We start from the raw sequence: 22,066 nt of genomic DNA, 5'->3' as shown, positions 1-22,066 counted from the left end.
TCGGGCCGGTAGGGTCTATCTCTGTGACCGATCAGAGCAGCGACCCAGCACCCGTCGAGGGCCGAGGCCGCTCGAGCCGCCGCAAATCCGGCTCGAGCCGCCGGAAGTCCAAGCGCGCCGAGCCGGCTGAGACCACGCTGACCCGCGGGGGCTCAGCCCATGGCACCATGGACTACACCGTGGGTCGCGGCACCCGGCTCGGGTTCTCCGCCGCCGCCGTCGTGTGCGTCCCAGTGCTGAACCTGGCCATGGGACGCCGCTGGCACGGCCTGGAGACGCTGCCGCACGGCGGGTTCATCGTGGTGGCGAACCATGTCAGCGAGGTCGATCCGCTCGCCGTCGCCCACGCCGTCTACCGCAGCGGCCACACCTTCCACTTCATGACCAAGGACTCGCTGTTCCGCATCCCGGTGCTGGGCAAGGTGTTCAGCGGCCTGAAGCAGATCCCGGTCTCCCGGGACAGCCGCACCGACGCCCGCCGCTCGCTGGAGGCGGCGAAGGACGTGCTCGCCGCCGACGGTGCGATCATGATCTACCCCGAAGGCACCCTCACCCGGGACCCCGAGGGCTGGCCGATGCGCGCGAAGACCGGCGCCGCGCGGCTCGCGCTGAGCACCGGGGCCCCGCTGATCCCGATCACCCACTGGGGCGTTCAGGAGCTCTTCGGCACCTACGCCAAGATGCCCAAGTTCTTCCCACGCAAGCGCTACCAGCTCACCGTGGGAGAGCCGATCGACCTCTCCGACCTGCGCGGCGGCCCGATGACCCGGGCCGTGCTCACCGAGGCCACCGAACGCATCGAGGCCGCGCTCACCGAAGGGGTGGCCGCGCTGCGCGGGGAGGAGCCCCCGGAGATGATCTGGGACCGCAGCCTGCGCCAGCGGGTCCCGCGCAGGCAGCCGCGCCGCGCCCCACGGGAAGCTCAGCACCCCGCAGCCGACCAGTCCGACGACGCGCAGGAGGGTCAGCCATGACCAAGATCGCCGTCCTGGGAGCCGGCAGCTGGGGCACCACCTTCGCCAAGGTGATGGCCGACGCCGCCGTGCTCGGAGGCCACGCACCCACGATCGCGCTCTGGGCCCGCCGCCCCGAGGTGGCCGCCGAGATCACCGAGTCCCATACCAACACCACCTATCTCGGCGAGACCCGCCTCCCGGAGATGATCACCGCCACCAGCGACCTGGCCGAGGCCGTCCGCGACGCGGAGATCGTCGTGCTCGCCGTGCCGGCCCAGTCGCTGCGCTCGCAGCTGCAGGTGGTCCGCGAGAACCTGCACGAGTCCGCCGTCCTGGTCTCGCTGATAAAGGGTCTCGAGCGGGGCACCGACCTGCGCATGTCCGAGGTCATCGGCGCCGAGCTGGCCGTCGCCCCCGAGCGCATCGCGGTGGTCTCCGGACCCAACCTGGCCATGGAGATCGCCCAGGAGCAGCCCACCGCCTCGGTGGTCGCCAGCACCAGTGAGGAGACCGCCGAACGCGTGGCGGCGCTGTGCAACAACGCGTACTTCCGGCCCTACACCAACACCGATGTCATCGGGGTCGAGATCGCCGGAATCGTGAAGAACGTCATCGCCCTGGCGGTGGGCATCTGCGACGGGCAGAAGCTCGGCGACAACTCCAAAGCCTCGGTGATCACCCGCGGGCTGGCCGAGACCACCCGCCTGGCCACCGAGCTGGGCGGACGCCTGGAGACCTTCTCCGGCCTCGCCGGCCTCGGTGACCTCGTCGCGACCTGCGCCTCCCCGCTCTCGCGCAACCGCAGCGCCGGTCGGCTCCTCGGCGAGGGGCTCACCGCCGACGAGGCCACCGCCCAGCTCTCGCAGACCGCCGAGGGCATGAAGTCCGGCTCCGCCGTGGTGGAGCTGGCCCGCCAGCACGAGGTCGAGATGCCGATCTGCGAAGCCGTGGTGGCCGTCCTGGACGGCAAGCTGCCGGTGGACCGCCTGTCCTCGCTGCTGCTGGCACGAGACCTCAAAGCCGAAGGAAGATGACCCATGGCAGAGATTGACCCTGCATGCAAGCCCCGCGTCCTCGTCCTCTACGGCGGGCAGTCCTCCGAACATGCGGTGAGCTGCGTGACCGCGGCCGGCGTGCTCAACGCCATCGACACCGACGCCTTCGACGTCGTCGCCGTCGGCATCACCGCCACCGGCCAGTGGACCCGCCCGGTCACCGACCCGCGCAGCCACGGCTTCGGCGGCGAGGAGCTGCCCCGGGTGCTGCCCACCGAGTCCACGGTGCAGCTGCACTCGGGCGCCGCAGGCTCCTCCGAGCGCCGCGCCGAGCTCCTCGAGGTCCACGCCGACGGCAGCTCCACCGCGATGGGCCACGTCGACGTGGTCTTCCCGCTGCTGCACGGGCCCTTCGGCGAGGACGGCACCATCCAGGGACTGCTCGAGCTCGCCGGACTGACCTACGTCGGCGCCGGGGTGCTCAGCTCTGCGCTGGCCATGGACAAGCACTACATGAAGATCGCCTTCGCCGCCGCCGGGCTGCACGTCGGGCCCTGGGTGACCATCACCGACCGACAGTGGACCCAGGATCCCGCCGCGGCGCTGGAGCGGATCCGCGAGCTGACGCTGCCGGTGTTCGTGAAGCCCTCCCGAGCAGGCTCCTCCATGGGCATCACCCGGGTCGATGACCACGCCCAGCTCGAAGACGCCATCGCCGAGGCGCGCAGACACGACCCCAAGGTGATCGTGGAGCAGGGGATCGACGGTCGGGAGATCGAGTGCGGAGTGCTCGGATCCCAGAACGGCGCACCCGCCCGCGCCTCGCTGCTGGGCGAGATCGTGGTCCACGACGGCTCCCAGGCGCACCAGTTCTATGACTTCACCGCCAAATACACCGACGCCGCGGCCGCGGACCTTTCCTGCCCGGCCGAGCTGCCGGCGGAGGTCAGCGAGGAGATCCGCCGCCAGGCCGTCATCGCGTTCGAATCCCTCGGCGCCGAGGGCATCTCGCGGGCAGACTTCTTCTACACCACCGCCGGGGACGTGGTCATCAACGAGGTCAACACCATGCCCGGCTTCACCCCGATCAGCATGTACCCGCAGATGTGGAAGGCCACCGGGATCGGCTACACCGCGCTGATCACCGAGCTGATCAGCCTGGCGCTGCAGCGCCCCTCCGGCCTGCGCTGAACCTGCCCGGGCGGGCGGGCTGCACCAGTCCTGCCGCTGCGACCGGCTGAGGCCGGCGCCCGGCCCAGGGGCCGGGCTCCTCAGTCCTGCGGCTCCGTCGCCGCGCCCTCCTGGACCTCCTGCGCGTCCTCGGTCTCCTCGATCTCCTGATCCAGGGTGGTGCAGGCCCTGGTCTGCTCCACCTGCTGCACCGCGGGGGCCAGGCCGAGCATCGCGGTGGAGGAGCCGACCTCGTCGAGGTTCAGCAGCACCTCCACGGCTGGATCCCGACCGTAGGTGACCAGCCGCCAGGTCTGCTCGTCCTCTTCCAGCGCGAGCCAGTCCACGCCGTCGGCCCCCACGCAGTGCTCAGCGCTCGGACCCGGAGGCACGACCCCGCAGCGCATGACCACCTGGCTGGGATCGCCCCATACCGCGGTGCCCTGGGATGTGGTGGGGCGCAGCTCATGGTCCCCGAGGACCTCAGGCACCATGAGCATCACGTCGGCGCAGTCAGGATTCGCAGCGTCCGGGGCGGCTTCGACCGTCGCCGTGGAGGCGCAGCCGCTGATCAGACCCAGTCCCAACAGTGTGGTCAGGACGGCACGAACGCGAACACGGGGGTAGCCGGGAGATATAGACACATGACATATTCTGTATCAAGTTCTCAACAGCTGCCCATTCCAGGAGCACGAGATGACAAATCAGGTCGACTACGCCAGGCCCAGGCCGAAGAGGCGCGGGCGTCGTGCCGTACTGATCATCGTGAGTGTGGTGGCCGTCGTCGTGGTCGGTGCCCTGGTGGCGTCGATGTGGTATCTGAACTCCTTGGGCAGCGCCTATGAGGACAATGCCCAGACCTTCGAGGAGAGCTTCCCGGAGGAGGAGGTCCGCCCGGTCCGGGCCGAGGAGGACGAGTCGATCAACATCCTGCTGCTTGGCTCCGATGACAACGGCGGATCGGGTGCGACCGAGGAACTTGCGCGGGTGCCCCAGGGCGGGCGTTCCGACACCATGATGCTGGTCCATGTCCCCAGTGACCGGCAGAGCGTGCAGATCATGTCGATCCCGCGCGACCTCTGGGTGGAGGTGCCGGGACACGGCTCGCACAAGATCAATGCCGCACTGAGCCTGGGGGGCATACCGCTGACCGTCAGCACCATCGAGTCCCTCTTCGATGCGCGCATCGATCACGTGGCGGCGGTGGACATGCTCGGCTTCACCGGCCTGGTCGAGGCGCTCGGCGGGGTCACCGTGTACTCCGGCTACGACCAGGCGTTCACCACCGCAGAGGGCTTCACCTTCCATCCCGGGGAGCAGGAGATGAACTCCGAAGAGGCGCTGTCCTTCGTCCGGCACCGGATGAGCTTCCCCGACGGGGACCTCCAGCGGGTGCGCAACCAGCAGGCCTTCATCCGCGCAGTCCTCGACGAGACGCTGGATCCCGGCAACCTGAGCAGCCCCGGCCGGGTCCAGGAGATGGTGGAGACCTTCTCCCCGCACCTGATCGTCGATGACACCCTCGACGCCGGCACCGCGGCCGCGCTGCGCTGGAACGTGCGCGGCGCCGCCGGCAACGTCGACATGTTCACCGTCCCCACCGGCGGCAGCGGCTACTCCCAGGACGGCCAATGGATCTTCTACCAGGACGAACAGGCCATGGCGGACATCGCGGATGCCATCGCGGACAGTACGCTGGACGAATATGCCGCGTACAGATGAGCCGCTGACGCCACGTCGGATGAGGCCACACACAGACCACTCTCGAGGGGAGCACTAGGTGAGGGGCAAGGTCAAGGGCGCCGCCGCAGTGCACCGCTGGTTCATCCTGGCCGAAGCCGCCCTGGAACAGAACGTCGAGAACCTCAACCGGCTCAACGTGTTCCCGATCCCTGACTCCGACACCGGCGAGAACATGCTCGCCACGATCAAGGCCTGCCGCGCGAGCGTGGAGACCTCCTCCACCCAGGATCTGGGCGAGCTCTTCGCCGCAGCCGGATCCCGTGCGATGTCGGAGGCCTACGGGAACTCCGGCACCCTGCTCGCGGTGCTGATCTCCGGGCTGGCCGAACCGCTGCACGGGCAGGAGCGGCTCACCATCTCCGGGTTCGCCCGGGCGCTGGAGCGTGCAAAGGTCCGGTCCTGGTCCGCGCTGACCGACCCGGTCGCCGGGACCATGCTCTCGGTGCTCGACGCGGTCCATTCCGAGGTGCGCCATCGTGCCGCCGCGGCCCAGGAGCCCGAGAGCCGGGCCGCGCTGGAGGCGGCCATGCCCTACGTGGTCTCCCGCGCCTTCGTCGCCGTGCAGGCCACCCGGGAACAGCTGCCGGTGCTGCAGCGCGCGAACGTGGTGGACTCCGGGGGAGCCGGACTGCTGGTGGTGCTCATCGCGCTGCATTCGACCATCACCGGGATCGCCATGGACTTCGCCCCGCTGCACACTCTGCCCGGCTGGCAGCAGCGCCCCGCCGATGAGGACCTCGAGGGCCAGAACTCCGCGCCGGCGTCCACTGCGGAGGCATCCGCCGACGGGGCAGACGGCGCCGAGGTCATGTGCACTGTGCGGCTGGACCCGCTCGGAGCCGCCTCGCTGCGCCATGCCCTCGATGACCTCGGCGACTCGGTGATCGTGACCCCGATCGACGTGAACGCCGACGACGACGGCACCTACCGCTGGCGGATCCACGTGCACACGTGTGAGGAGCCGCGCACCTCCGAGACCGTGCACGCCGCGGGACCGGTGGAGTCCTACGCCGCCACCGCGCTGCACATCACTCATCAAGACCAGCCGCCCCGAAGCCAGGAGTGACCCGCGCGTGGATGTGCTTCCCTCCACCGAGCTGAGCCGGCTCATCGGCGCGGAGTCGGCGAAGACGCTCAAGCAGGGGCTGGGCATCACGACCGCCGCGCAGCTGCTGCAGCACTATCCGCGCCGCTGGATCGAGTTCGGTCAGCTCTCCTCCTTCCGCGATCTCCCCGAGGCCGGGGAGCACGTCAGCCTGATCGCCGAGGTCACCGGGGTCTCGGTGCGCAAGATGCAGAACCGGCGCGGCTCCCTCGCCGAGGTCTGGGTCGCCGATGACGAGGGCAACTCGCTGAAGATGGCGTTCTTCAACGGCTGGAGCGTGGGCCGTCAGCTGACCCAGGGCGTCCGCGCGATCTTCCACGGCAAGGTCGGCAGCTACCGCGACCGCCCCACCCTGAACAACCCCGACTTCACCGTGCTGGTCGACGCCGATCCGGAGACCATCACCGACCATGTCGACCCGGCCAAGGACCCGCTGGGCGCGGCCGCCCTGCCCCGGGCGCTGAGCCGGGGCAAGACCCCGGTGCCGCTGTATCCGGCGACCTCCGGGATCAGCAGCTTCCGGATCCTGGACTGCATCGAGATCCTGCTGGACCTCACCGACTTCTCCGCCTGGCCCGAGCCGCTGCCCTCCAGCGTCCGCACAGAAGAGGAGCTGCCCGACCTGGGCGAGGCCTACAGGCTGATCCATCGGCCCGAGACCATGGAAGACCCAGACCGCGGACTGCGAAGGATGCGCTATCACGAGGCGTTCCTGCTCCAGGGGCTGCTGCATCTGCGCCGCGCCCAGGAGCAGCACCGCCGGGCCGAGCCGCGACCCGCACAGGAGGACGGACTGCTGGCCCGGTTCGACGCCGCGCTGCCCTTCACCCTCACCGAGGGTCAGGTCCGCTGCGGCGGGCTCATCGCCGCCGAGCTCGACAGCGAACACCCGATGAATCGGCTGCTCCAGGGCGAGGTGGGCTCGGGCAAGACCCTCGTCGCGCTGCGCGCGATCCTGCAGGTGCTTCAGAGCGGCGGACAGGCCGCCCTGATCGCGCCCACCGAGGTGCTCGCCGCCCAGCATGAGCGCTCGCTGCGCCGGATGCTCGGTGACCTCGCCGGGGAGGTCGGGCTCACCCTGCTCACCGGATCGCTGAACACCGCCGATCGGCGCCGCGCCCTGCTGGACATCGCCTCCGGCACCGCCGGTCTGGTGGTGGGCACCCACGCGGTGCTCGGCGACCAGGTGCACTTCGTCGATCTGAGCCTGGCCGTGGTCGATGAGCAGCACCGCTTCGGGGTGGAGCAGCGGGATGCGCTGCGCACCCGCTACGAGCTCACCCCGCACATGCTTGTCATGTCCGCCACCCCGATCCCACGGTCGGTGGCGATGACGGTCTTCGGCGATCTGGAGCTGACCACCCTGGAGGGCCTGCCGATGGGCCGACAGCCGATCGTCACCCACGTGGTGCGCACCGTGCAGGGCCCGCGCCTCATCGGCCGGGTCTGGGAGCGGATCGCCGAGGAGGTCGCCGCCGGTCACCAGGTCTACGTGGTGTGCCCCAAGATCAGCGAGGCCGATGCGCGCGAGGACCCCGAGACCGGGGTGCAGACCGACCAGGACGCCTCGGTGGAGCTGATCTCCCAGCGCCTGGCCGATCACCCGCTGCTGGGCAGGACCCGGCGCGCCGAGGTCCACGGCCGGATGGACGCCGCCTCCAAGGAGGAGGTGATGACCGCCTTCGAGCGCGGGGAGGTCGACGTGCTGGTCTGCACCACCGTGATCGAGGTGGGCGTGGACGTGCACAACGCCACGGTGATGGCGGTGCTCGACGCCGACGCCTTCGGGGTCTCCACCCTGCACCAGCTGCGCGGACGGATCGGCCGCGGCGGCGCCCACGGGTTGGCGCTGCTGGTGACCCGGCTGCCCGACGGGCACCCGTCCTTGGAGCGGCTGGAACAGGTCGCCGAACACTCCGACGGGATGACCCTGGCGAGGCTGGATCTGGAGCGCCGGCGTGAAGGCGACGTGCTCGGCGCCGCGCAGGCCGGCCGGGCGTCGACGCTGAAGCTGCTGCGCACGATCAGAGATGAGAAGATCATCGTCCGCGCCTCCGAGCTGCTGAGCCAGCTCAGCGCCAAGGATCCCAGCTGGGAGGACTACCCTGGACTCCGCACCGCGGTAGGGGAGTACCGCGACCTCCACGAGGGTGCGGACGAATTCATTCAGCGCGGCTGACCTCCCGCGGATCAGGACATCAGGACATCAGGGCCCCAGGACAGGAGTGTGAGATGGCACGGATCATCGCCGGCACGCATAAGGGACGCCGCCTCGTCGCCGTCCCGAACGACGCCACCCGACCCACCAGCGACCGGGTCAAGGAGTCGCTGTTCTCCCGGCTCGAAGGCTATGACGCGCTCATCGACGCCGTCGTCGTCGACCTCTACGCCGGTTCCGGGGCGCTGGGCTTCGAGTCGCTCAGCCGTGGCGCCCGCAGCCTGGAGGCCGTGGACAAGGCCGAGTCCGCGGTGCGCACGCTGCGCCGCAACGCCGAGTTCTTCGGCCCGGACGCGGAGAAGTCGCTGCGCAAGCAGGTCTCGGTGCACAAGGCCGATGCGCTGAAATACCTCGGGTCCCGCACCGGCCCGCCCATCGAGCTGCTCTTCCTGGATCCGCCCTACAGCCTCGGCGATGCCGAGCTGCTCAAGGTGCTGCGCGCCGCACGGGAGCACCTGCACGAGGCGGCCACCGTGGTGATCGAGCGCGACGCCGGCAGCGGGGCGCCCTCACTGCCGGACGGCCTGGAGATCTTCAGCGAGAAGTCCTACGGAAGCACCCAGATCTTCATGGTCGAGCCCACACCAGCAGCTCTTCCGCACTGAGCACGTCCCCGGGATGCGGGCCCGCGGCCCAGAGCGCGTTGAGCTCGGTCTGCTCCAGCTCAGGCCCACGGCGCGCGGCGAAGGTCAGGTTCCCCTCCGCACGGGCCTGGAGCACATCGCTGGGCGCGCTCAGCAGCGCGGAGCTCGCCGCCTCAGCAGGAGTTGTCACGCCGCCTCCGGCTGCGGTCGCGGCCGCCGCGTCGAGCAGTGAGGCCACCTGCGCCCGGACGAAGTCCATCGGCGGCTCATCCCCGAGGTTCACCAGCAGCAGCCCGCCCGGGACCACACCCGCAGAGACCGCCCGGTGAAACTCCGGGCTGCGCAGGTGCTCCGGCGCGGCCGCACTGTTGAACAGGTCCACCACGACGACGTCGAAGCTCGCCTCCTCCAGGGCCCCGCCGGGGCCGAGGACCGCGGCGGCGTCGGCCACCAGATTGCGCGGGCTTCTGCGCATCGGCAGATGCTCCAACACGAACTCCACCAGCTCGGGCTCGATGTCCACCACGGTCTGTTCCACCGCGGGCCAGTGGTGCTCGATCCACCGCGGCAGGGTCAGCGCCCCGGCGCCCAGGTGCAGCACCCGGGGGGAGCCGGAGGTCGACCGCTCGGAGGATGGGGTCTCAGGGCTCGCCGAGCTGCCAGCGGCAGCAGGACCCAGGCGCTCGCGGGCGCAGGTCTGCAGCACCGCGCCCATCCGGAACAGGTAGTCGTGGAGCAGATAATCGGGATCGCCGACCTCCACATGGGACTGCTCGGCCCCGCCGATGCTCAGCACCACCCCGTCCTCGGTGAGGTCGTCCTTCGTGAGCTCGGCCAGCTGCCCGGAGAAGGAGAGCCGCTGGCTGCGGGGGAGCCCCAGGGTGTCCCGGTGCGGCATCACAGGCTTCCAGGTCCGGCGACAGACACGGTCGCGCGGGCAGCCGGGCCGGCGTCGGCCACCGAGCTCGCGCCGAAGGCAGCCTCCACCGGCGGGCAGGCAGCCAGCGCGGCCGGCAGGTGCTCACGCATCCGGCGCAGCCCCTCTTCGATGGTCGCGTGATCCTTGCAGAAGGCGAAGCGGACCAGGTGCTCCAGCTCATCGGTCGGTGCTGCCAGGTGCTGGATGGTCAGCGCCGAGACCGGGATCGCCGCGACACCGACCTCCTCGGCGAGGATCCGGCAGAAGTCGGCGGCCGAGAGGGAGGTGATGCCGGAGACGTTGCCGAGCACGAAGTAGCCCGCCTCGGCGCGGTTCGGCGCCAGGCCCAGCTCGCGCAGGCCGTCACGCAGCAGGTCCCGGCCGGCCTCCAGCTCGGCCGTGTTCTTCGCGAAGAATCCTCGGTCGTCCTCGAGTCCGTGGGCGATCGCCCACTGAAAGGCCGGACCGGAGGAGAAGCTCAGGAACTGCTTGACCCCGCGGATCTGGCTGACCAGTTCAGTCCCACCGGTGATCCAGCCGACCTTCCACCCGGTGACCGAGAAGGACTTCCCGGCGGAGCCCACCGCGACGGCCACCTCCTCGGCGCCGGGGATGGTGAGGATGCTGCGGTGCGGAAGCCGCGCATCGGAGAGCACCAGGTGTTCGTAGACCTCGTCGCACATGATCTTGAGATCATGCTTGACCGCCAGCTCCACGATCCGGGTCAGCTCCTCGGTGCTGAAGACCGTGCCGGTGGGGTTGTGCGGGGTGTTGAGCAGGATCATCGAGGTGCGCTCGGTGATGGCGGCCTCGAAGGCGTCCAGATCGGGGCGGAACTCCGGGCCGCGCAGCGGAATGCCCACCAGGCGGGCCCCGGCTAGGGCGACGCAGGCCCCGTAGGAGTCATAGTGCGGCTCGAAGGTGAGCACCTCGCTGCCGGGACGGGCGAACGCCAGGATCGTCGCCGAGATCCCTTCGGTGGCTCCGGTGGTGACCATGACCTGCGTGGCAGGATCCAACGTGACGCCCTGGCGCCGCGCCTGGGCGTCACCGATCGCCTCGCGCAGCTCGATCAATCCCATCCCCGGCGCGTACTGATTGCGCGGACCGGTCTCGGGCTCGGTGATCGCTCGCGCGGCCAGCTCCAGCAGCCAGTCCGGGCCCTCGGTGTCGGGGAATCCCTGACCCAGATTGATCGCGCCGTGGGCGATCGCCGCCGCCGTCGTGCGCTCGTAGATGGTGGGCATGACCTGGGGTGAGCTCTGCGCAGAGTCGATGCCCAAGGTGTTGGCTCCGGCCGCGGTCCGGGCCCAGGGCTGGTCGAGGGTGAGCGGATCGGGGCTGGGGGTGGGATGAGAGGACATGTACTCCATCGTAGACAGCCAGCCGATCGGGAATGTGTCCTGCGCGCCTTGAGGCAGGAGGTTGCTCACCTGAAGTAGTGTCAGATCATGCAGCTAGCAGTGTGCCCCGGATCATTCGACCCCCTGCACAACGGCCATGTGGAGATCATCGCCCGTGCCTCGAACCTCTTCGACGAGGTGATCGTCGCCGTGTCGCCCAATATCCACAAGAACCCGATGTTCTCCGTCGAAGAGCGCATAGCGATGGCCCAGGAGACCTTCTCCTATGTGCGCGGGGTGAGCGTCAAGCCGCTGGGCACCGGGCTGCTGACCGATTTCTGCAAAGAGGTAGGCGCCAACGCTCTGGTCAAGGGCCTGCGCGACCCCAGGGATCTCGGCTACGAGTCCCCGATGGCGACGATGAACCGCCATCTCTCCGGGCTGGAGACCGTGTTCCTCGCCGCGGACGGCCGCTACACGCATCTGTCCTCCACGCTGGTCAAGGAGATCCACACGCTCGGCGGAGACGTCGCTGAGTTCATTCCGCGTGCCGTGCAGCGCCGACTCCAGGATCGCCGCCGCTGAGAGAGTCGGATGAATAAACTTCATAGAACCCTCTGGTCAAGCATTCAGGAAACGATAAGGTGTTTACATGAGTTCAACGACGTCTACTCGAAAAGCCGTGATCCCCGCTGCGGGACTGGGAACCCGATTCATTCCGGCCACCAAGGCCATGCCTAAAGAGATGCTTCCTGTGGTGGATCAGCCGGCGATCCAGTACGTCGTCGCCGAAGCCGCGAAGGCCGGCCTCGATGACATCCTGATGATCACCGGCCGCAACAAGCGTTCCCTGGAGAACCACTTCGACCGGGTCCCCGACCTGGAGGCCACCCTGGAAGCCAAGGGTGACACCAAGAAGCTGGAGGCTGTCCGTCAGGCCACCGAACTCGGCGACCTGCACTACATCCGCCAGGGCGAGGCCAAGGGCCTGGGCCACGCGGTGCTCTGCGCCAAGCGCCACGTCGGCGACGAGCCCTTCGCCGTGCTGCTCGGCGACGACCTGATCGATGAGCGCGACGAGCTGCTCTCGACCATGCTGGAGACCCAGGAGAAGCTCGGCGGATCCGTCATCGCCGTGATGGAGGTCCCTGAGGACAAGATCAGCGCCTACGGCGTCATCGACGCCAACGGCCATGACAAGCTCCACGGCGAGAACGGCCAGCCCGCCGACGTCGTGCCCGTCCACGCTCTGGTGGAGAAGCCTCCCGTGGACGAGGCGCCTTCGAACCTCGCCATCATCGGCCGCTACGTGCTGCACCCGGCGATCTTCGCCGAGCTGGAGCAGACCAAGCCCGGTCGTGGCAACGAGATCCAGCTGACCGACGCGCTGCAGGCCATGGCGTCCAAGCCCGCCGAAGAAGGCGGCGGAGTCCACGCCGTGATCTTCCGCGGACGCCGCTATGACACCGGGGACAAGCTCAGCTACATCAAGGCCGTGGTGACCCTGGCAGTGGACCGCGAAGACCTCGGACCGGACCTGCGCGAGTGGCTGAAAGAGTTCGTCGGCCAGATCTGATCGGGGGTTCGCCCCGCAGCCGCCCTGACTGGTAGAGTGGCACGTCGGTCTAGATCATTGAGGAGTGGTTCAGCAATGACTGCTCTACGCGTAGATGTGCAGGAGCTCCGGGGCAAGCCCGGAACTCAGCACGAGATTCACAGAACTGTCCCGGCCCCGGAGGGCTTCGCAACTGTCCTCATCGGGATCCCGCAGGGCAGCGAGCTGCAGGTGGATCTGCGTCTGGAATCGGTGCATGAAGGTGTGCTGATGACAGGCACCGCCGTCGGCGAGGTCACCGGACAGTGCGGACGGTGTCTCGATGAGTTGAAGTTCCCGCTCACCGTTGACATCATGCAGTTGTTCAGCTGGCCCCAGAAGGCGCGGACCGATCCGGCAGAGCAAGAGGATGAGGACACCCGCCCGATGGGCAATGACCTCACCATCAACCTGGAACCGGTGCTGCGCGACCTGATGGTCTCGGCGCTGCCGTTCCAGCCGGTCTGCCGCGAGGACTGCCCGGGACTGTGCTCCGTCTGCGGATTCCGCATGGAGGACGACCTCGAGCATTACCACGAGCAGCTCGACCCCCGCTGGGCCGCGTTGAAAGACGTTGCCGCGGGACTGCCGGAGTCGGACCCCGAGTCCAGCTCCAGCACCTAGAACTTGAACACCTAGAACTTCATTGACCAAGACCCTGTCCATCATCTAGAGAGAAAAGAGACACCGTGGCTGTTCCAAAGCGGAAGATGTCCCGATCCAACACCCGTCACCGCCGCTCGCAGTGGAAGGCTTCTGTGCCGAAGCTGGTGAAGACCGTGGAGAACGGTCGCGTCGTCTACAGCCAGCCTCACCAGGCCAAGCTGGTCACCGACTCCGCCGGCTCACCACTGTTCTATGAGTACAAGGGTCGCAAGGTCGCTGACGCCTGAGTCGTCGAAACATGACGACATCACACGTGAGTGATCACGAAGAGCTTGTGAAGAGTCTCGGGGTGCATATTGCCCCCGGGACTCTTCGTCTTGCCCTGACACATCGCTCCTACGCCTACGAGAACTCCAACCTGCCCACGAATGAGCGGCTGGAGTTCCTCGGGGACTCGATCCTCGGCCTGGCGGTGACCGACTACCTGTTCCGGACCTTCCCGGACCTGGCCGAGGGCGACCTCGCCAAGCTCCGTGCGGCGCTGGTGAGCACCCGTGCCCTGGCGCGGGTCGCCCGCAGCCTCGGCGTCGGCCCCCACATCAGCCTCGGCGCCGGCGAACGGCTCACCGGCGGGCAGGACAAGGACTCGATCCTCGCCGACACCATGGAGGCGCTCATCGGTGCCGCCTACCTCTCCACCGACACCGAGACGGCCCGCCGTCTGGTGCTGCGGCTCGTGGTCCCGCTGCTCAGCGACAAGGACGCGATGACCGCCGGCAAGGATTGGAAGACGACCATCCAGGAGATCGCGGCCGCCAAAGACATGGGTGAGATCAGGTACCTGATCACCGACTTCGGTCCGGACCACCACAAGTCCTTCAATGCCACCCTGGTCATCGGCGGAACCCCGTACGGCGCCGGCTCCGGGCCCTCCAAGAAGGAGGCCGAGCGCGAAGCCGCCCGGGTCACCGTGGAGACCCTCACCGCCGGCCGCGGTGAACAGGGCGACATCCTCACCCTGGTCCTCGACCGCTTCGGGGACGACGCACCCGCCTGATGCCTGAGCTGCCCGAGGTCGAAGTGGTCCGCCGCGGCATCGGCCGCTGGGCCACCGGACGCACCGTGGAGAAGGTCACCATCCACGATCCGCGCAGCCTGCGCCGGCACGCTCTGGGCACCACGCTCGCCGAACCGGCCCGACTGGACTCCTTCGCCGCCGCACTGACCCAGCAGACGCTGCTGGCGCCCCAGCGGCGCGGAAAATTCCTCTGGATCCCGCTGCAGGGACCCGCGGCACCTGCCGAACCCGCCTCCGGGAGTGAACCGGTCCAGCAGTCGCTGCTGATCCACCTGGGCATGAGCGGACAGGTGCTCATCGATGATCCCACCGCGCCCGCGCAGAAGCATCTGAAGATCACGCTTGAGCTCGGTGGGGAATGCACTGATCTGTCAGGTTCCAGCGACGATGGTTCCGGCGACGAAGGTTCCAGCGGGGGAGACCCGAGCTCAGAAGCCCGCGGCGAAGACGCGCGCCCGAAGCAGCTGCGCTTCATCGACCAGCGGATCTTCGGCGGCATGCAGATCTCCGAGCTGGTCGCCTCCACCCACCCCAGCGGCAGCGTGCCGGCCGCAGCGGTGCACATCGCCCCAGACCCGCTGGAGCCCGGATTCGACGAGGAGACCTTCTTCCGCACCCTGCGCCGACGCAGGACCGGGCTGAAACGGGCACTGCTGGATCAGGGCATGGTCTCCGGGATCGGCAACATCTACGCCGATGAGGCGCTCTGGCTCGCCCGGTTGCACTACCTGCGCCCCACCGAGACCATCACCCGTGCCGAGGCCGCCCGGCTCCTCGACGGGGTCAAGACCGTGATGCTCGCCGCGCTCGAGGCCGGCGGCACCAGCTTCGACGCGCTCTACGTCAACGTCAACGGCGCCTCCGGCTACTTCGACCGCTCGCTGCAGAGCTACGGGCGCACCGGGCAGCCCTGCCGCCGCTGCGCAGACACGCCGCGCGCCGCCACCATCCGCCGGGATCCCTTCATGGGTCGCTCCTCCTTCTGGTGCCCGACCTGCCAGCCCCGCCCCCGCCGGGCCCGCGCCTGACCGGAGTCCCTGAACAGTCCGCCTGAACAGCGCCGATGCGTAACTGCCCAGATCGGTGGGCTAGCATGAATCGGATCGACGAACGTGTAGAGGAGGGTCTGTGGCCGAAAAGAATTCGCCCGAGCCACAGCCTCACCGACCCCGCAGAGCCGCCAAGCGCCCCGCGGACCCGGTGGCAGCCTCGACGTCGAACCGCGCCACAGACTCTTCCGAGGACACCCCCAAAGACCACTCACGACGACGCCGCCTGATCCGCAACGGTCTCATCGCCGTGGCGGTGCTGCTCATCGTCGCGGTGGGCGCCGGGCTGATCTACGTCAACCAGCTGCGCACCACCTTTGACGAACAGCGAAACGTCCTGGACCTGGGGCTTGGAAGCGATGACACCGCCGGGCGCACCGAGGACGGCACGGTGAACATGCTGCTGCTCGGCTCCGACAGCCGCGGCGAAGACGATCTGGAGTACCGGGGCGAGATCGGCGACGAGGCCGCCGAACGCTCAGACACCATGATGTTCGTCCACATCCCCGCGGACCGGTCCGGGGTCTACGTGATGTCCATCGTGCGTGACCTCTGGGTCGATGTCCCCGGTGAGGGCCAGGGCCGGGTGAACTCCGCGTTGGGCGTGGGCGGCTACCCGCTGGTGATCGACACGGTCGAGGAGCTGCTGAACACCCACATCGACCACGTGGCCATCATCGACTTCGAAGGGTTCTCCGACCTCACCCGCGCGCTGGGCGGGGTCTACGTGGAGAACCCGCGGCCCTTCTCCGCCGGGCAGCACAACCCGGCGTTCTACCCCGAAGGCACCATCCGGCTGGAAGGGGACAACGCGCTCCGATTCGTCCGCGAGCGCAAGGCCTTCCCAGACGGAGACTTCACCCGGGTACAGAACCAGCAGCTGGTGATCAACGGCATCGTCGATCAGCTGCTCTCCGCCGACACCCTCACCAACCCGCAGCGGGTGATGGACGTGGTCAACGGAATCGTCCCCTACCTGAGCGTGGATGACGGACTCGACGCCAACACCATCGCCGGCTATGCCCTGGAGATGCGCGACATCCGTTCCGGGGACATCGAGATGTTCACCATCCCCACCGGGGAGATGGCCACCACCGCCAGCGGCGCCCAGGTGATCCTCAAGGACGAAGAGATGCTGGAGCTGCTGCAGCGGTCGCTGAAGAACGACAACATGGAGGGCTTCATCGACTACATCGAGCTGCGCGAATCCCAGGATGAGCAGCAGTGACCCCTAGGGTCCAGCTGCTGACGCATAGCTATTGGCCGGAGCGCACGGCCCCCCAGCGCCGCTGGGAGCGCCTCGTGGGCTCGCTGCGCCAGGACGGCTGGGCGGTCGACGTCGTCACGCCTGCCGTGAACTCCCACCACACCCCGGAAGAGGTCCGCGCGCTGGGGCGCTTCCGGCTGCGCCCCAGCCCGGGGCCCACCGGAGAGCGGCTGCACCGCACCCCGTACATCCTGCTGCAGAACTCCCGCGCAGGACGCTTCGCCTCCGATCTGGCCTCTGCGGTGCTGATGGTGCCTCGCGCGCTCGGCGCTCCCAAGCCCGATCTGGTCATCGCGACCGTGCCCGCGCTGCCCACCATCTGCGCGGGATGGCTGGTCAGCCGCTGCCGCCGGGTCCCGCTGGTGGTCGACATGCGCGACGCCTGGCCTGAACTCGCCCGTGAGGCCGGGGTCAAGGCAGGCGTGCTGGGCAAGGTCATGGAATCCGCGGTGGTCAGCGTCCAGCGCCGCGCGGAACTCGTCGTCACCGTCACCGAGGGCTTCGGTCAGCGGCTGCGCGAGCGCGGTGTCGCCCGAGTGGAGACGATCAGCAACGGCGTGGCCCTGGAGCAGGTGCCGCAGCTGGAACACCGCTCCCGCGAGGCCGGGGAGCTGCGCATCGCCTATCTGGGCAACCATGGGGAGAGCCAGGCGCTGGAGCGGCTCATCACGGCCGTGGCCATGATCCCGCGCACCGAGGGGCTCGACGTCACGCTCCGGCTGGTCGGCTCCGGCACCCAGAAGGAGCAGCTGCGCCAGATCGCCGCCGACGCCGGGGCCCTGGAGAGCGGGGCGGTGGAGTTCTGCGACCCGGTGCACGGCGAGGAGATCTGGGAGCACTACCGCTGGGCCGACACCGCGCTGGTGAGCCTGCGCACCGACTGGGCCTCCTTCGCCTGGACCGTGCCCTCGAAGACCTTCGAGCTGCTGGGCCTGGGCAAACACATCACCGCCGCGGTCACCGGGGAGGCCGCCTGGGTGCTCGGCCACGCGCCCAACGTCAGCTTCCTCGACGGAGACTCCGCAGAGATCGCGGCCACGCTCACCGAGCTCGCCGCCGACCCGGACTCCACCCCGGTGGATTCGCGCGGACGCGACTGGGTCGCCGAATACGCCGACTTGCCGGGCCTGGGAAGCCGCTACGCCGCCCTGCTGCGCCAGCTGCTGCAGGAGCACTCCCGGTGATCACCGCCGCCAACGCCTATATCTGTGTCTGCACCTACCGTCGACCCGGCCCGCTGGCGGAGCTGCTGGCCTCGCTGCGCGCCCAGGATCTCGGAGCTTCCGGGCGCCCGGGCGACTCTGGGCAGGCAACTGGCGCAGCGCAGCTGCCGCAGCTGATCGTGGTGGACAACAGCCCCGAGGGCGACGCCGCGGCCCAGGTCCGCAGCCGGTATCCGTCCGCGCACTACATCCATGAGCCACGCCCGGGGATCGCCGCCGCGCGCAACGCCGCAGTGCGGGCCGTGCCCGCGGATGCGGAAGCAGTGCTCTTCCTCGACGACGACGAACGCGCGGCGCCGGACTGGCTGCGCACGATGATCGACTGCGCGAACGAGTCCGGGGCCGACACCGTCTCGGGTCCGGTGATCACCCATTTCGGGGAGGACCCGCCGGCCTGGCTGCAGTCCAGCGGCTTCATCCGGCGCATCGATTTTCCCACCGGACCCTGGGGCCTCCGGGCGGCGACCAACAACGTGTTGGTCCGCGCGCACTGGTTCACCCGGCTGGGCTTTCGCTTCGACGAGGCGTTCAGCTTCATCGGCGGCGAGGACTCCGACCTCTTCGGCCGGATGCAGGCCGCCGGGGCGCAGTCTTGGTGGTGCGCCGAGGCGCAGGTGGAAGAGGACCTGCCCGCCGAACGGCTCAGCCCCGACTGGATGCGTCAGCGCGGGATCCGTGCCGGTCACGTGCGCGCCACCAAACTCATCCGCCGCGCTCAGCTCGAGCACCCCACTCCGGCGCTTCGGCTGCGGATCGCCGCCGAAGGAGTCGTTCGGCTCGGCTATGGGGCCACTCGCACCGCGGCCCGTCGGCTCAAGCGTGCACCGGTGCGGTATGTGGACAGCGTCTACCACCGTGAAGGGTGGGGCATGCTCCAGGCCGCCGCCGGCCGTCGCTACGAGGAATACGGCCGCTGACTCAGCCGGCGTCGTTGGCCTTGCTGCGGTCCTGCACTGCCAGCGCGTAGGCCGCTTCCGCGGCGGTGACGCCCCACTGGTCGGCTTCGCGTCGGCGGATGCGGTCGATCTCGGCGGAGACCTCGCGCAGCGCGGTGACCTGGTCATCGGACTTGGGCTTGAGCGTGCGCCGGTAGACGGCCCCGGCGCCACGTCCCAGGCGGGTTCGCTTGAACTGACCCAGTCGCTGGCCCGCAGCATTGCGGGCCCGGCGCTTGACCCGGCCCGCGAGCGGGCGCAGCTTCTTGGCCGACGGCAGCCGACGCTGACCGAAGAAGCGCAGCGCCTCCGGGGTCTGCCAGGGGTGATTCTTCGGGTCCTCCACGTAGAACGCGGCGATCTCGGCGAGCACCGCTGCCGCCTCCGCCCTGTCTGCGGCGGGGACCCGGGAGAACTTCCACAGGTACCAGGTGACGAAGAAGTGCTCGAAGCGGGTGTCCAGGTAGTCCTGGAGCAGCCCGACCTCGCGCAGCCAGGAGGCCCGGGCAGCTTCCAGGATCAGGTACTTGCGGAAGTACCCGGGGCTGACCACGTTCACGATGGAGGTGTCCACAGCCCCGTAGTAGGTGTAGACCGGGCGGTCCACCGGCACATAGGCGCGGGCATGGAAGAGGATCTGCTGGAAGAAGAAGGTGTCCTGCCCGGTGGCACCCACCGGCTGGGTCAGTCCCAGCCCCTGCAGCCACGCGGTGCGTGCCACGAGTCCCTCGATCGAGGCCGGGCGGAACCGGATCTCACGCAGCGACTCGCGGGTCGGCCAGCACAGGCCATCACGCTGCTCGATGCCGGTGTACCAGTCGTGGACCCGCAGGATCTGGTGCCGGTTGGTCCAGGTGACCTGCGTGCCCAGGGCGAAGTCGGCGTCGGGCATCTGCGACAGACGCTGCTGAAGCAGGTGATAGCCGGCCTCCAGCTCCTCGTCATCAGGATCCAGATAGGTGACGTATTCGGTCGCCGCGAGCTCCAGGCCGGTGTTGCGTGGACGTGAGGCCGAGCCGGAGCCCCCGGTGCCGTGCCGGAAGGCGGAGACGTTCGGGTAGGCCCGGGCCAGTTCTTCGACGGTGGCCACGGTGACCGGGTCGGAGGAGCCGTCGTCGACCAGCAGCACCTGGGTGCGCGGAAAATGCGGGGAGCGGCGCAGCGAGGCGAAGGCCTTGTGCCGCAGATGGTCCCCGTTGTTGTAGATCGGCACGATCACCGAGAGCTCCAGCTGCTCGGCCTCCGCGGTGCGACGAACCTCCGCCTTGACGGCGGCCAGGTCATCCCCGGGATGGGGGAGCGCTGCAGGGAGCAGCCCTGAAGCCGCGATGGACGACGCCGCGGCGTGCCCCAGATGATCGATGGCGTAGACCCGGGCGTCCTGCCCGGAGGCTGCCAGCACGGCGGGGGTGACCAGCGCCGCCGCCTCGGGCCGCCACCAGGCCGTCAGGTCCAGATCGGCGAAGCCGCGCTGGTGCTGGTGAGCGTGCGCGTCGGTCTCTGCGGCGGTGCCGGTGAGCTTGGTGCTGATCGTCGCCGACTGGTAGCGGAAGGCCGCCACATGATCGGCGGCGTAGTGCGGCCCATACCGGCGCTGGTCGCTCAGCGGCAGCAGCACGTCGATGGGTTTCGCCAGCGGGTCCGCGGCGCGGGCGCCGAGCTGCTCCCAGCTGAGCAGCTCCACCGGGCTGAATCCAGGGGCTGACGAGCTGAGTCCGGCCAGGCTCTGCGCCGCCATGTCCTGGGCGAGCTCGGCGGTGACGTTCTCGGCCACGGCCACCACCAGCTCCTGCTGACGCTCCATCGCCTTGCCGGCGGTCCGGGCCACCCGGGTGAGCAGGTCGGAGACGTGATGGCGCAGGTAGACCTCCCGGACGCCGTCGCCCTGGGCCCGGCGCAGCTCCTCGAGGTCGAGCCCGCGCAGGCTCTCCTCCACGTCGGCCGCGGAGTTCGCGATGCGGACCTGCGGGTGGTAAGAATTCAGGCCCTGGTTGTAGCTGGAGAGCACCAGAGTGCCGGCGGCCTGCAGCTCCAGCGCCCGGTTGGCGAACATGGTCTGCGAGTCGATGACCGAGTTCAGGTTCACCGCGACGTCCACCACGCGCTGGAGGTCCATGAGCTCGTGGTGGTCCATGGCCGGCACCCGGTAGGGCCAGTACTTGACCGGGATCAGCTGGTTGGGGCTGAGCAGCGGGTGTGCGGAGTCCAGCTGGGCGGAGATCTCCTCCCACCAGCGGTCCACGATCGCCAGCGGCCTGCCCGCGTCGAGCACCCCGTCGAAGATCCATTCGGCATAGCGGGCCCGCTTCGGGTACTTGCCTGCCATCCAGGAGCCGGCGAAGAAGATCAGCTCGCGGGCCTGCGCGGGTGCGCTGCGGGACCCGATGGGGGAGTGCAGCAGCGGGTTGACCCCGAAGGGCAGCACCTCGATGCTGTGGGCGGCGGGGCAGTCGCGCCGGTAGTCCTCGAGGACCTCGGCGGCGGTGGTGAAGATGTGGTCGCAGGCCCGGGCCACGTCGAGGAACTGTCGGTAGTCCGGAGGGTCCTCCTTGCCGTAGTAGACCGGCGGAGCCCCTGCCTCACGGTAGGCCGGGATGATGGTGCTGATCAGGAGCCGACGGCGCTCCGGAGCCTCCGCAGCCGTGTTGTCCCAGGCGAGACCGTCGTGGCCGCGCCAGGTGGCGGCCACCAGCAGCAGGTCCACGTCATCGAGGTGGTCCTGCCAGTTGTCTGGGGTGATCGGGATCAGCGTGGCCGCCCCGGAGTAGGTGTCGAAGAGGAACCGGTCGCAGATGATCCCGATCCGCAGGTCCAGCGGGGGCCGGGAGGTGCCAGGCTCGGTGGCCGGAAGCTGCGCGGCCGCGGCGCGGGCGGCGGCCAGCGTGTCCTGGGTGGACTGGGCCGCCAATGGTGCTGCCAGAGGTGCCGCAAGTGGGGCGGTCAGCGCGGCGTCATCGGGTGCGGCGGTTGCCTGTGCGGCCCGGCTGCGCAGATCCGCCGCGCGCTCGCGGTGGGCCCGCTCCAACGGCGCCCATAGCTGCTCATGATGCGCTGAGCTGGAGAGTTCCTGCGCGGCCTGTTCGTGGGCTTCGGCTGCCGATGCCGCCGCCGTCGTGATCTCAGAGACTGCTGTGCCAGAGGCCGGGGTGCTGGCGGGAGTGCTCGCGGGCTGGGCGGAGGAGTTGTCTGGGAGATTCACTCCTCGACACTATCCCGAGGCGTGTTGGGTTTGGAGGAGGCAGTCCGGCTTGCTAGAGTGAAGACTCGTTGCGGCGGTGAAT

Annotated in this window: 20 protein-coding genes; 16 read left to right on the top strand and 4 right to left on the bottom strand. The window is 69.1% G+C overall.

Going from position 1 to position 22,066, the window contains the following annotated elements; translation table 11 throughout:
- The first annotated feature begins 23 nt into the window (after positions 1-23).
- Genes LTH93_RS01985 through LTH93_RS01975 form a run of 3 tightly spaced genes read left to right on the top strand, consistent with a single transcriptional unit; the run spans position 24 to position 3,142 of the window.
- On the top strand, positions 24-974 hold the full coding sequence (locus tag LTH93_RS01985; protein ID WP_241469919.1) for a lysophospholipid acyltransferase family protein: 951 nt from the start codon (positions 24-26) through the stop codon (positions 972-974).
- On the top strand, positions 971-1,990 hold the full coding sequence (locus tag LTH93_RS01980; RefSeq protein ID WP_241469917.1) for an NAD(P)H-dependent glycerol-3-phosphate dehydrogenase: 1,020 nt from the start codon (positions 971-973) through the stop codon (positions 1,988-1,990). Before LTH93_RS01985 ends, LTH93_RS01980 begins: the two co-directional genes overlap by 4 nt.
- A 3-nt stretch (positions 1,991-1,993) precedes the next feature.
- Complete coding sequence (locus LTH93_RS01975; RefSeq protein ID WP_241464394.1) at positions 1,994-3,142, top strand: D-alanine--D-alanine ligase family protein; 1,149 nt, start codon at positions 1,994-1,996, stop codon at positions 3,140-3,142.
- An 80-nt stretch (positions 3,143-3,222) separates the two neighbouring features.
- On the opposite strand, the gene LTH93_RS01970 is transcribed toward LTH93_RS01975, so the two are convergent.
- On the bottom strand, positions 3,223-3,765 hold the full coding sequence (locus tag LTH93_RS01970; protein ID WP_241464395.1) for a DUF3515 family protein: 543 nt from the start codon (positions 3,763-3,765) through the stop codon (positions 3,223-3,225).
- Between the two features lie 52 nt (positions 3,766-3,817).
- Here LTH93_RS01970 and LTH93_RS01965 point away from each other — a divergent pair, with 52 nt between their 5' ends.
- Genes LTH93_RS01965 through rsmD form a run of 4 tightly spaced genes read left to right on the top strand, consistent with a single transcriptional unit; the run spans position 3,818 to position 8,792 of the window.
- Positions 3,818-4,843: an LCP family protein gene (locus LTH93_RS01965; RefSeq protein ID WP_241469916.1), complete on the top strand. Its 1,026-nt coding sequence runs from the start codon at positions 3,818-3,820 to the stop codon at positions 4,841-4,843.
- Between the two features lie 58 nt (positions 4,844-4,901).
- Entirely contained in the window at positions 4,902-5,930 is a 1,029-nt protein-coding gene (locus LTH93_RS01960; RefSeq protein ID WP_241469915.1) for a DAK2 domain-containing protein, read from the top strand.
- A 7-nt stretch (positions 5,931-5,937) separates the two neighbouring features.
- Positions 5,938-8,148 carry an ATP-dependent DNA helicase RecG gene (locus LTH93_RS01955; protein WP_241469913.1) on the top strand — a complete coding sequence of 737 codons (2,211 nt, stop codon included), beginning with the start codon at positions 5,938-5,940 and terminating at the stop codon, positions 8,146-8,148.
- A 53-nt stretch (positions 8,149-8,201) separates the two neighbouring features.
- On the top strand, positions 8,202-8,792 hold the full coding sequence (gene rsmD, locus LTH93_RS01950; protein ID WP_241469911.1) for a 16S rRNA (guanine(966)-N(2))-methyltransferase RsmD: 591 nt from the start codon (positions 8,202-8,204) through the stop codon (positions 8,790-8,792).
- Here the strand turns inward: rsmD and LTH93_RS01945 are convergent.
- Both LTH93_RS01945 and LTH93_RS01940 read right to left on the bottom strand, forming a co-directional pair.
- Positions 8,755-9,669 (bottom strand): spermidine synthase, encoded by a 915-nt coding sequence (locus LTH93_RS01945; RefSeq protein WP_241464400.1) that lies wholly within the window; start codon positions 9,667-9,669, stop codon positions 8,755-8,757. The genes rsmD and LTH93_RS01945 overlap by 38 nt on opposite strands.
- Complete coding sequence (locus tag LTH93_RS01940; RefSeq protein WP_241469900.1) at positions 9,669-11,123, bottom strand: aminotransferase class I/II-fold pyridoxal phosphate-dependent enzyme; 1,455 nt, start codon at positions 11,121-11,123, stop codon at positions 9,669-9,671. The genes LTH93_RS01945 and LTH93_RS01940 overlap by 1 nt, the downstream gene beginning before the upstream one ends.
- 18 nt (positions 11,124-11,141) lie before the next feature.
- Between LTH93_RS01940 and coaD the strand changes: the two genes are divergently transcribed.
- The 9 genes from coaD (at position 11,142) to LTH93_RS01895 (ending at position 18,767) form a co-directional block, all read left to right on the top strand.
- On the top strand, positions 11,142-11,618 hold the full coding sequence (gene coaD, locus LTH93_RS01935) for a pantetheine-phosphate adenylyltransferase (protein ID WP_241464402.1): 477 nt from the start codon (positions 11,142-11,144) through the stop codon (positions 11,616-11,618).
- Positions 11,619-11,685: 67 nt separating this feature from the next.
- A complete protein-coding gene (galU, locus tag LTH93_RS01930) occupies positions 11,686-12,609 on the top strand; it encodes a UTP--glucose-1-phosphate uridylyltransferase GalU (RefSeq protein WP_241464403.1) in 924 nt (307 codons plus the stop codon).
- A 75-nt stretch (positions 12,610-12,684) separates the two neighbouring features.
- Positions 12,685-13,251 carry a YceD family protein gene (locus LTH93_RS01925; protein ID WP_241464404.1) on the top strand — a complete coding sequence of 189 codons (567 nt, stop codon included), beginning with the start codon at positions 12,685-12,687 and terminating at the stop codon, positions 13,249-13,251.
- A 65-nt stretch (positions 13,252-13,316) separates the two neighbouring features.
- Positions 13,317-13,520, top strand: a complete 204-nt coding sequence (gene rpmF, locus LTH93_RS01920; RefSeq protein ID WP_058888791.1) for a 50S ribosomal protein L32 — start codon at positions 13,317-13,319, stop codon at positions 13,518-13,520.
- Positions 13,521-13,546: 26 nt separating this feature from the next.
- Positions 13,547-14,290: a ribonuclease III gene (gene rnc, locus LTH93_RS01915; RefSeq protein WP_241464405.1), complete on the top strand. Its 744-nt coding sequence runs from the start codon at positions 13,547-13,549 to the stop codon at positions 14,288-14,290.
- A complete protein-coding gene (locus tag LTH93_RS01910) occupies positions 14,290-15,339 on the top strand; it encodes an Fpg/Nei family DNA glycosylase (protein ID WP_241469889.1) in 1,050 nt (349 codons plus the stop codon). The genes rnc and LTH93_RS01910 overlap by 1 nt, the downstream gene beginning before the upstream one ends.
- A 100-nt stretch (positions 15,340-15,439) precedes the next feature.
- Positions 15,440-16,588, top strand: coding sequence for an LCP family protein (locus tag LTH93_RS13365; RefSeq protein ID WP_241469887.1), 1,149 nt, complete (start codon positions 15,440-15,442; stop codon positions 16,586-16,588).
- Complete coding sequence (locus LTH93_RS01900) at positions 16,585-17,811, top strand: glycosyltransferase family 4 protein (RefSeq protein ID WP_241469885.1); 1,227 nt, start codon at positions 16,585-16,587, stop codon at positions 17,809-17,811. Before LTH93_RS13365 ends, LTH93_RS01900 begins: the two co-directional genes overlap by 4 nt.
- Positions 17,808-18,767 (top strand): glycosyltransferase family 2 protein, encoded by a 960-nt coding sequence (locus LTH93_RS01895; RefSeq protein WP_241469883.1) that lies wholly within the window; start codon positions 17,808-17,810, stop codon positions 18,765-18,767. The genes LTH93_RS01900 and LTH93_RS01895 overlap by 4 nt, the downstream gene beginning before the upstream one ends.
- A 1-nt stretch (position 18,768) precedes the next feature.
- On the opposite strand, the gene LTH93_RS13360 is transcribed toward LTH93_RS01895, so the two are convergent.
- Complete coding sequence (locus LTH93_RS13360; RefSeq protein WP_241469881.1) at positions 18,769-21,984, bottom strand: glycosyltransferase; 3,216 nt, start codon at positions 21,982-21,984, stop codon at positions 18,769-18,771.
- Positions 21,985-22,066 lie beyond the last annotated feature (82 nt).

The sequence above is a fragment of the Nesterenkonia sp. DZ6 genome, assembly GCF_022565835.1.
In the GTDB taxonomy this organism is placed as follows: domain Bacteria; phylum Actinomycetota; class Actinomycetes; order Actinomycetales; family Micrococcaceae; genus Nesterenkonia.
The sequence above is the reverse complement of the archived record's forward strand: the minus strand, read 5'-3'. Positions and strand labels throughout refer to the sequence as shown.

Excerpts from the sequence above, each read along its gene's own strand:
- coaD (WP_241464402.1), top strand. The coding sequence starts at position 11,142 with ATGCAGCTAGCAGTGTGCCCCGGATCATTCGACCCCCTGCACAACGGC.
- rsmD (WP_241469911.1), top strand. The coding sequence starts at position 8,202 with ATGGCACGGATCATCGCCGGCACGCATAAGGGACGCCGCCTCGTCGCC.
- LTH93_RS01945 (WP_241464400.1), bottom strand. The coding sequence starts at position 9,669 with ATGCCGCACCGGGACACCCTGGGGCTCCCCCGCAGCCAGCGGCTCTCC.
- LTH93_RS01965 (WP_241469916.1), top strand. The coding sequence starts at position 3,818 with ATGACAAATCAGGTCGACTACGCCAGGCCCAGGCCGAAGAGGCGCGGG.
- LTH93_RS01925 (WP_241464404.1), top strand. The coding sequence starts at position 12,685 with ATGACTGCTCTACGCGTAGATGTGCAGGAGCTCCGGGGCAAGCCCGGA.
- LTH93_RS01975 (WP_241464394.1), top strand. The coding sequence starts at position 1,994 with ATGGCAGAGATTGACCCTGCATGCAAGCCCCGCGTCCTCGTCCTCTAC.
- galU (WP_241464403.1), top strand. The coding sequence starts at position 11,686 with ATGAGTTCAACGACGTCTACTCGAAAAGCCGTGATCCCCGCTGCGGGA.
- LTH93_RS01980 (WP_241469917.1), top strand. The coding sequence starts at position 971 with ATGACCAAGATCGCCGTCCTGGGAGCCGGCAGCTGGGGCACCACCTTC.
- LTH93_RS01910 (WP_241469889.1), top strand. The coding sequence starts at position 14,290 with ATGCCTGAGCTGCCCGAGGTCGAAGTGGTCCGCCGCGGCATCGGCCGC.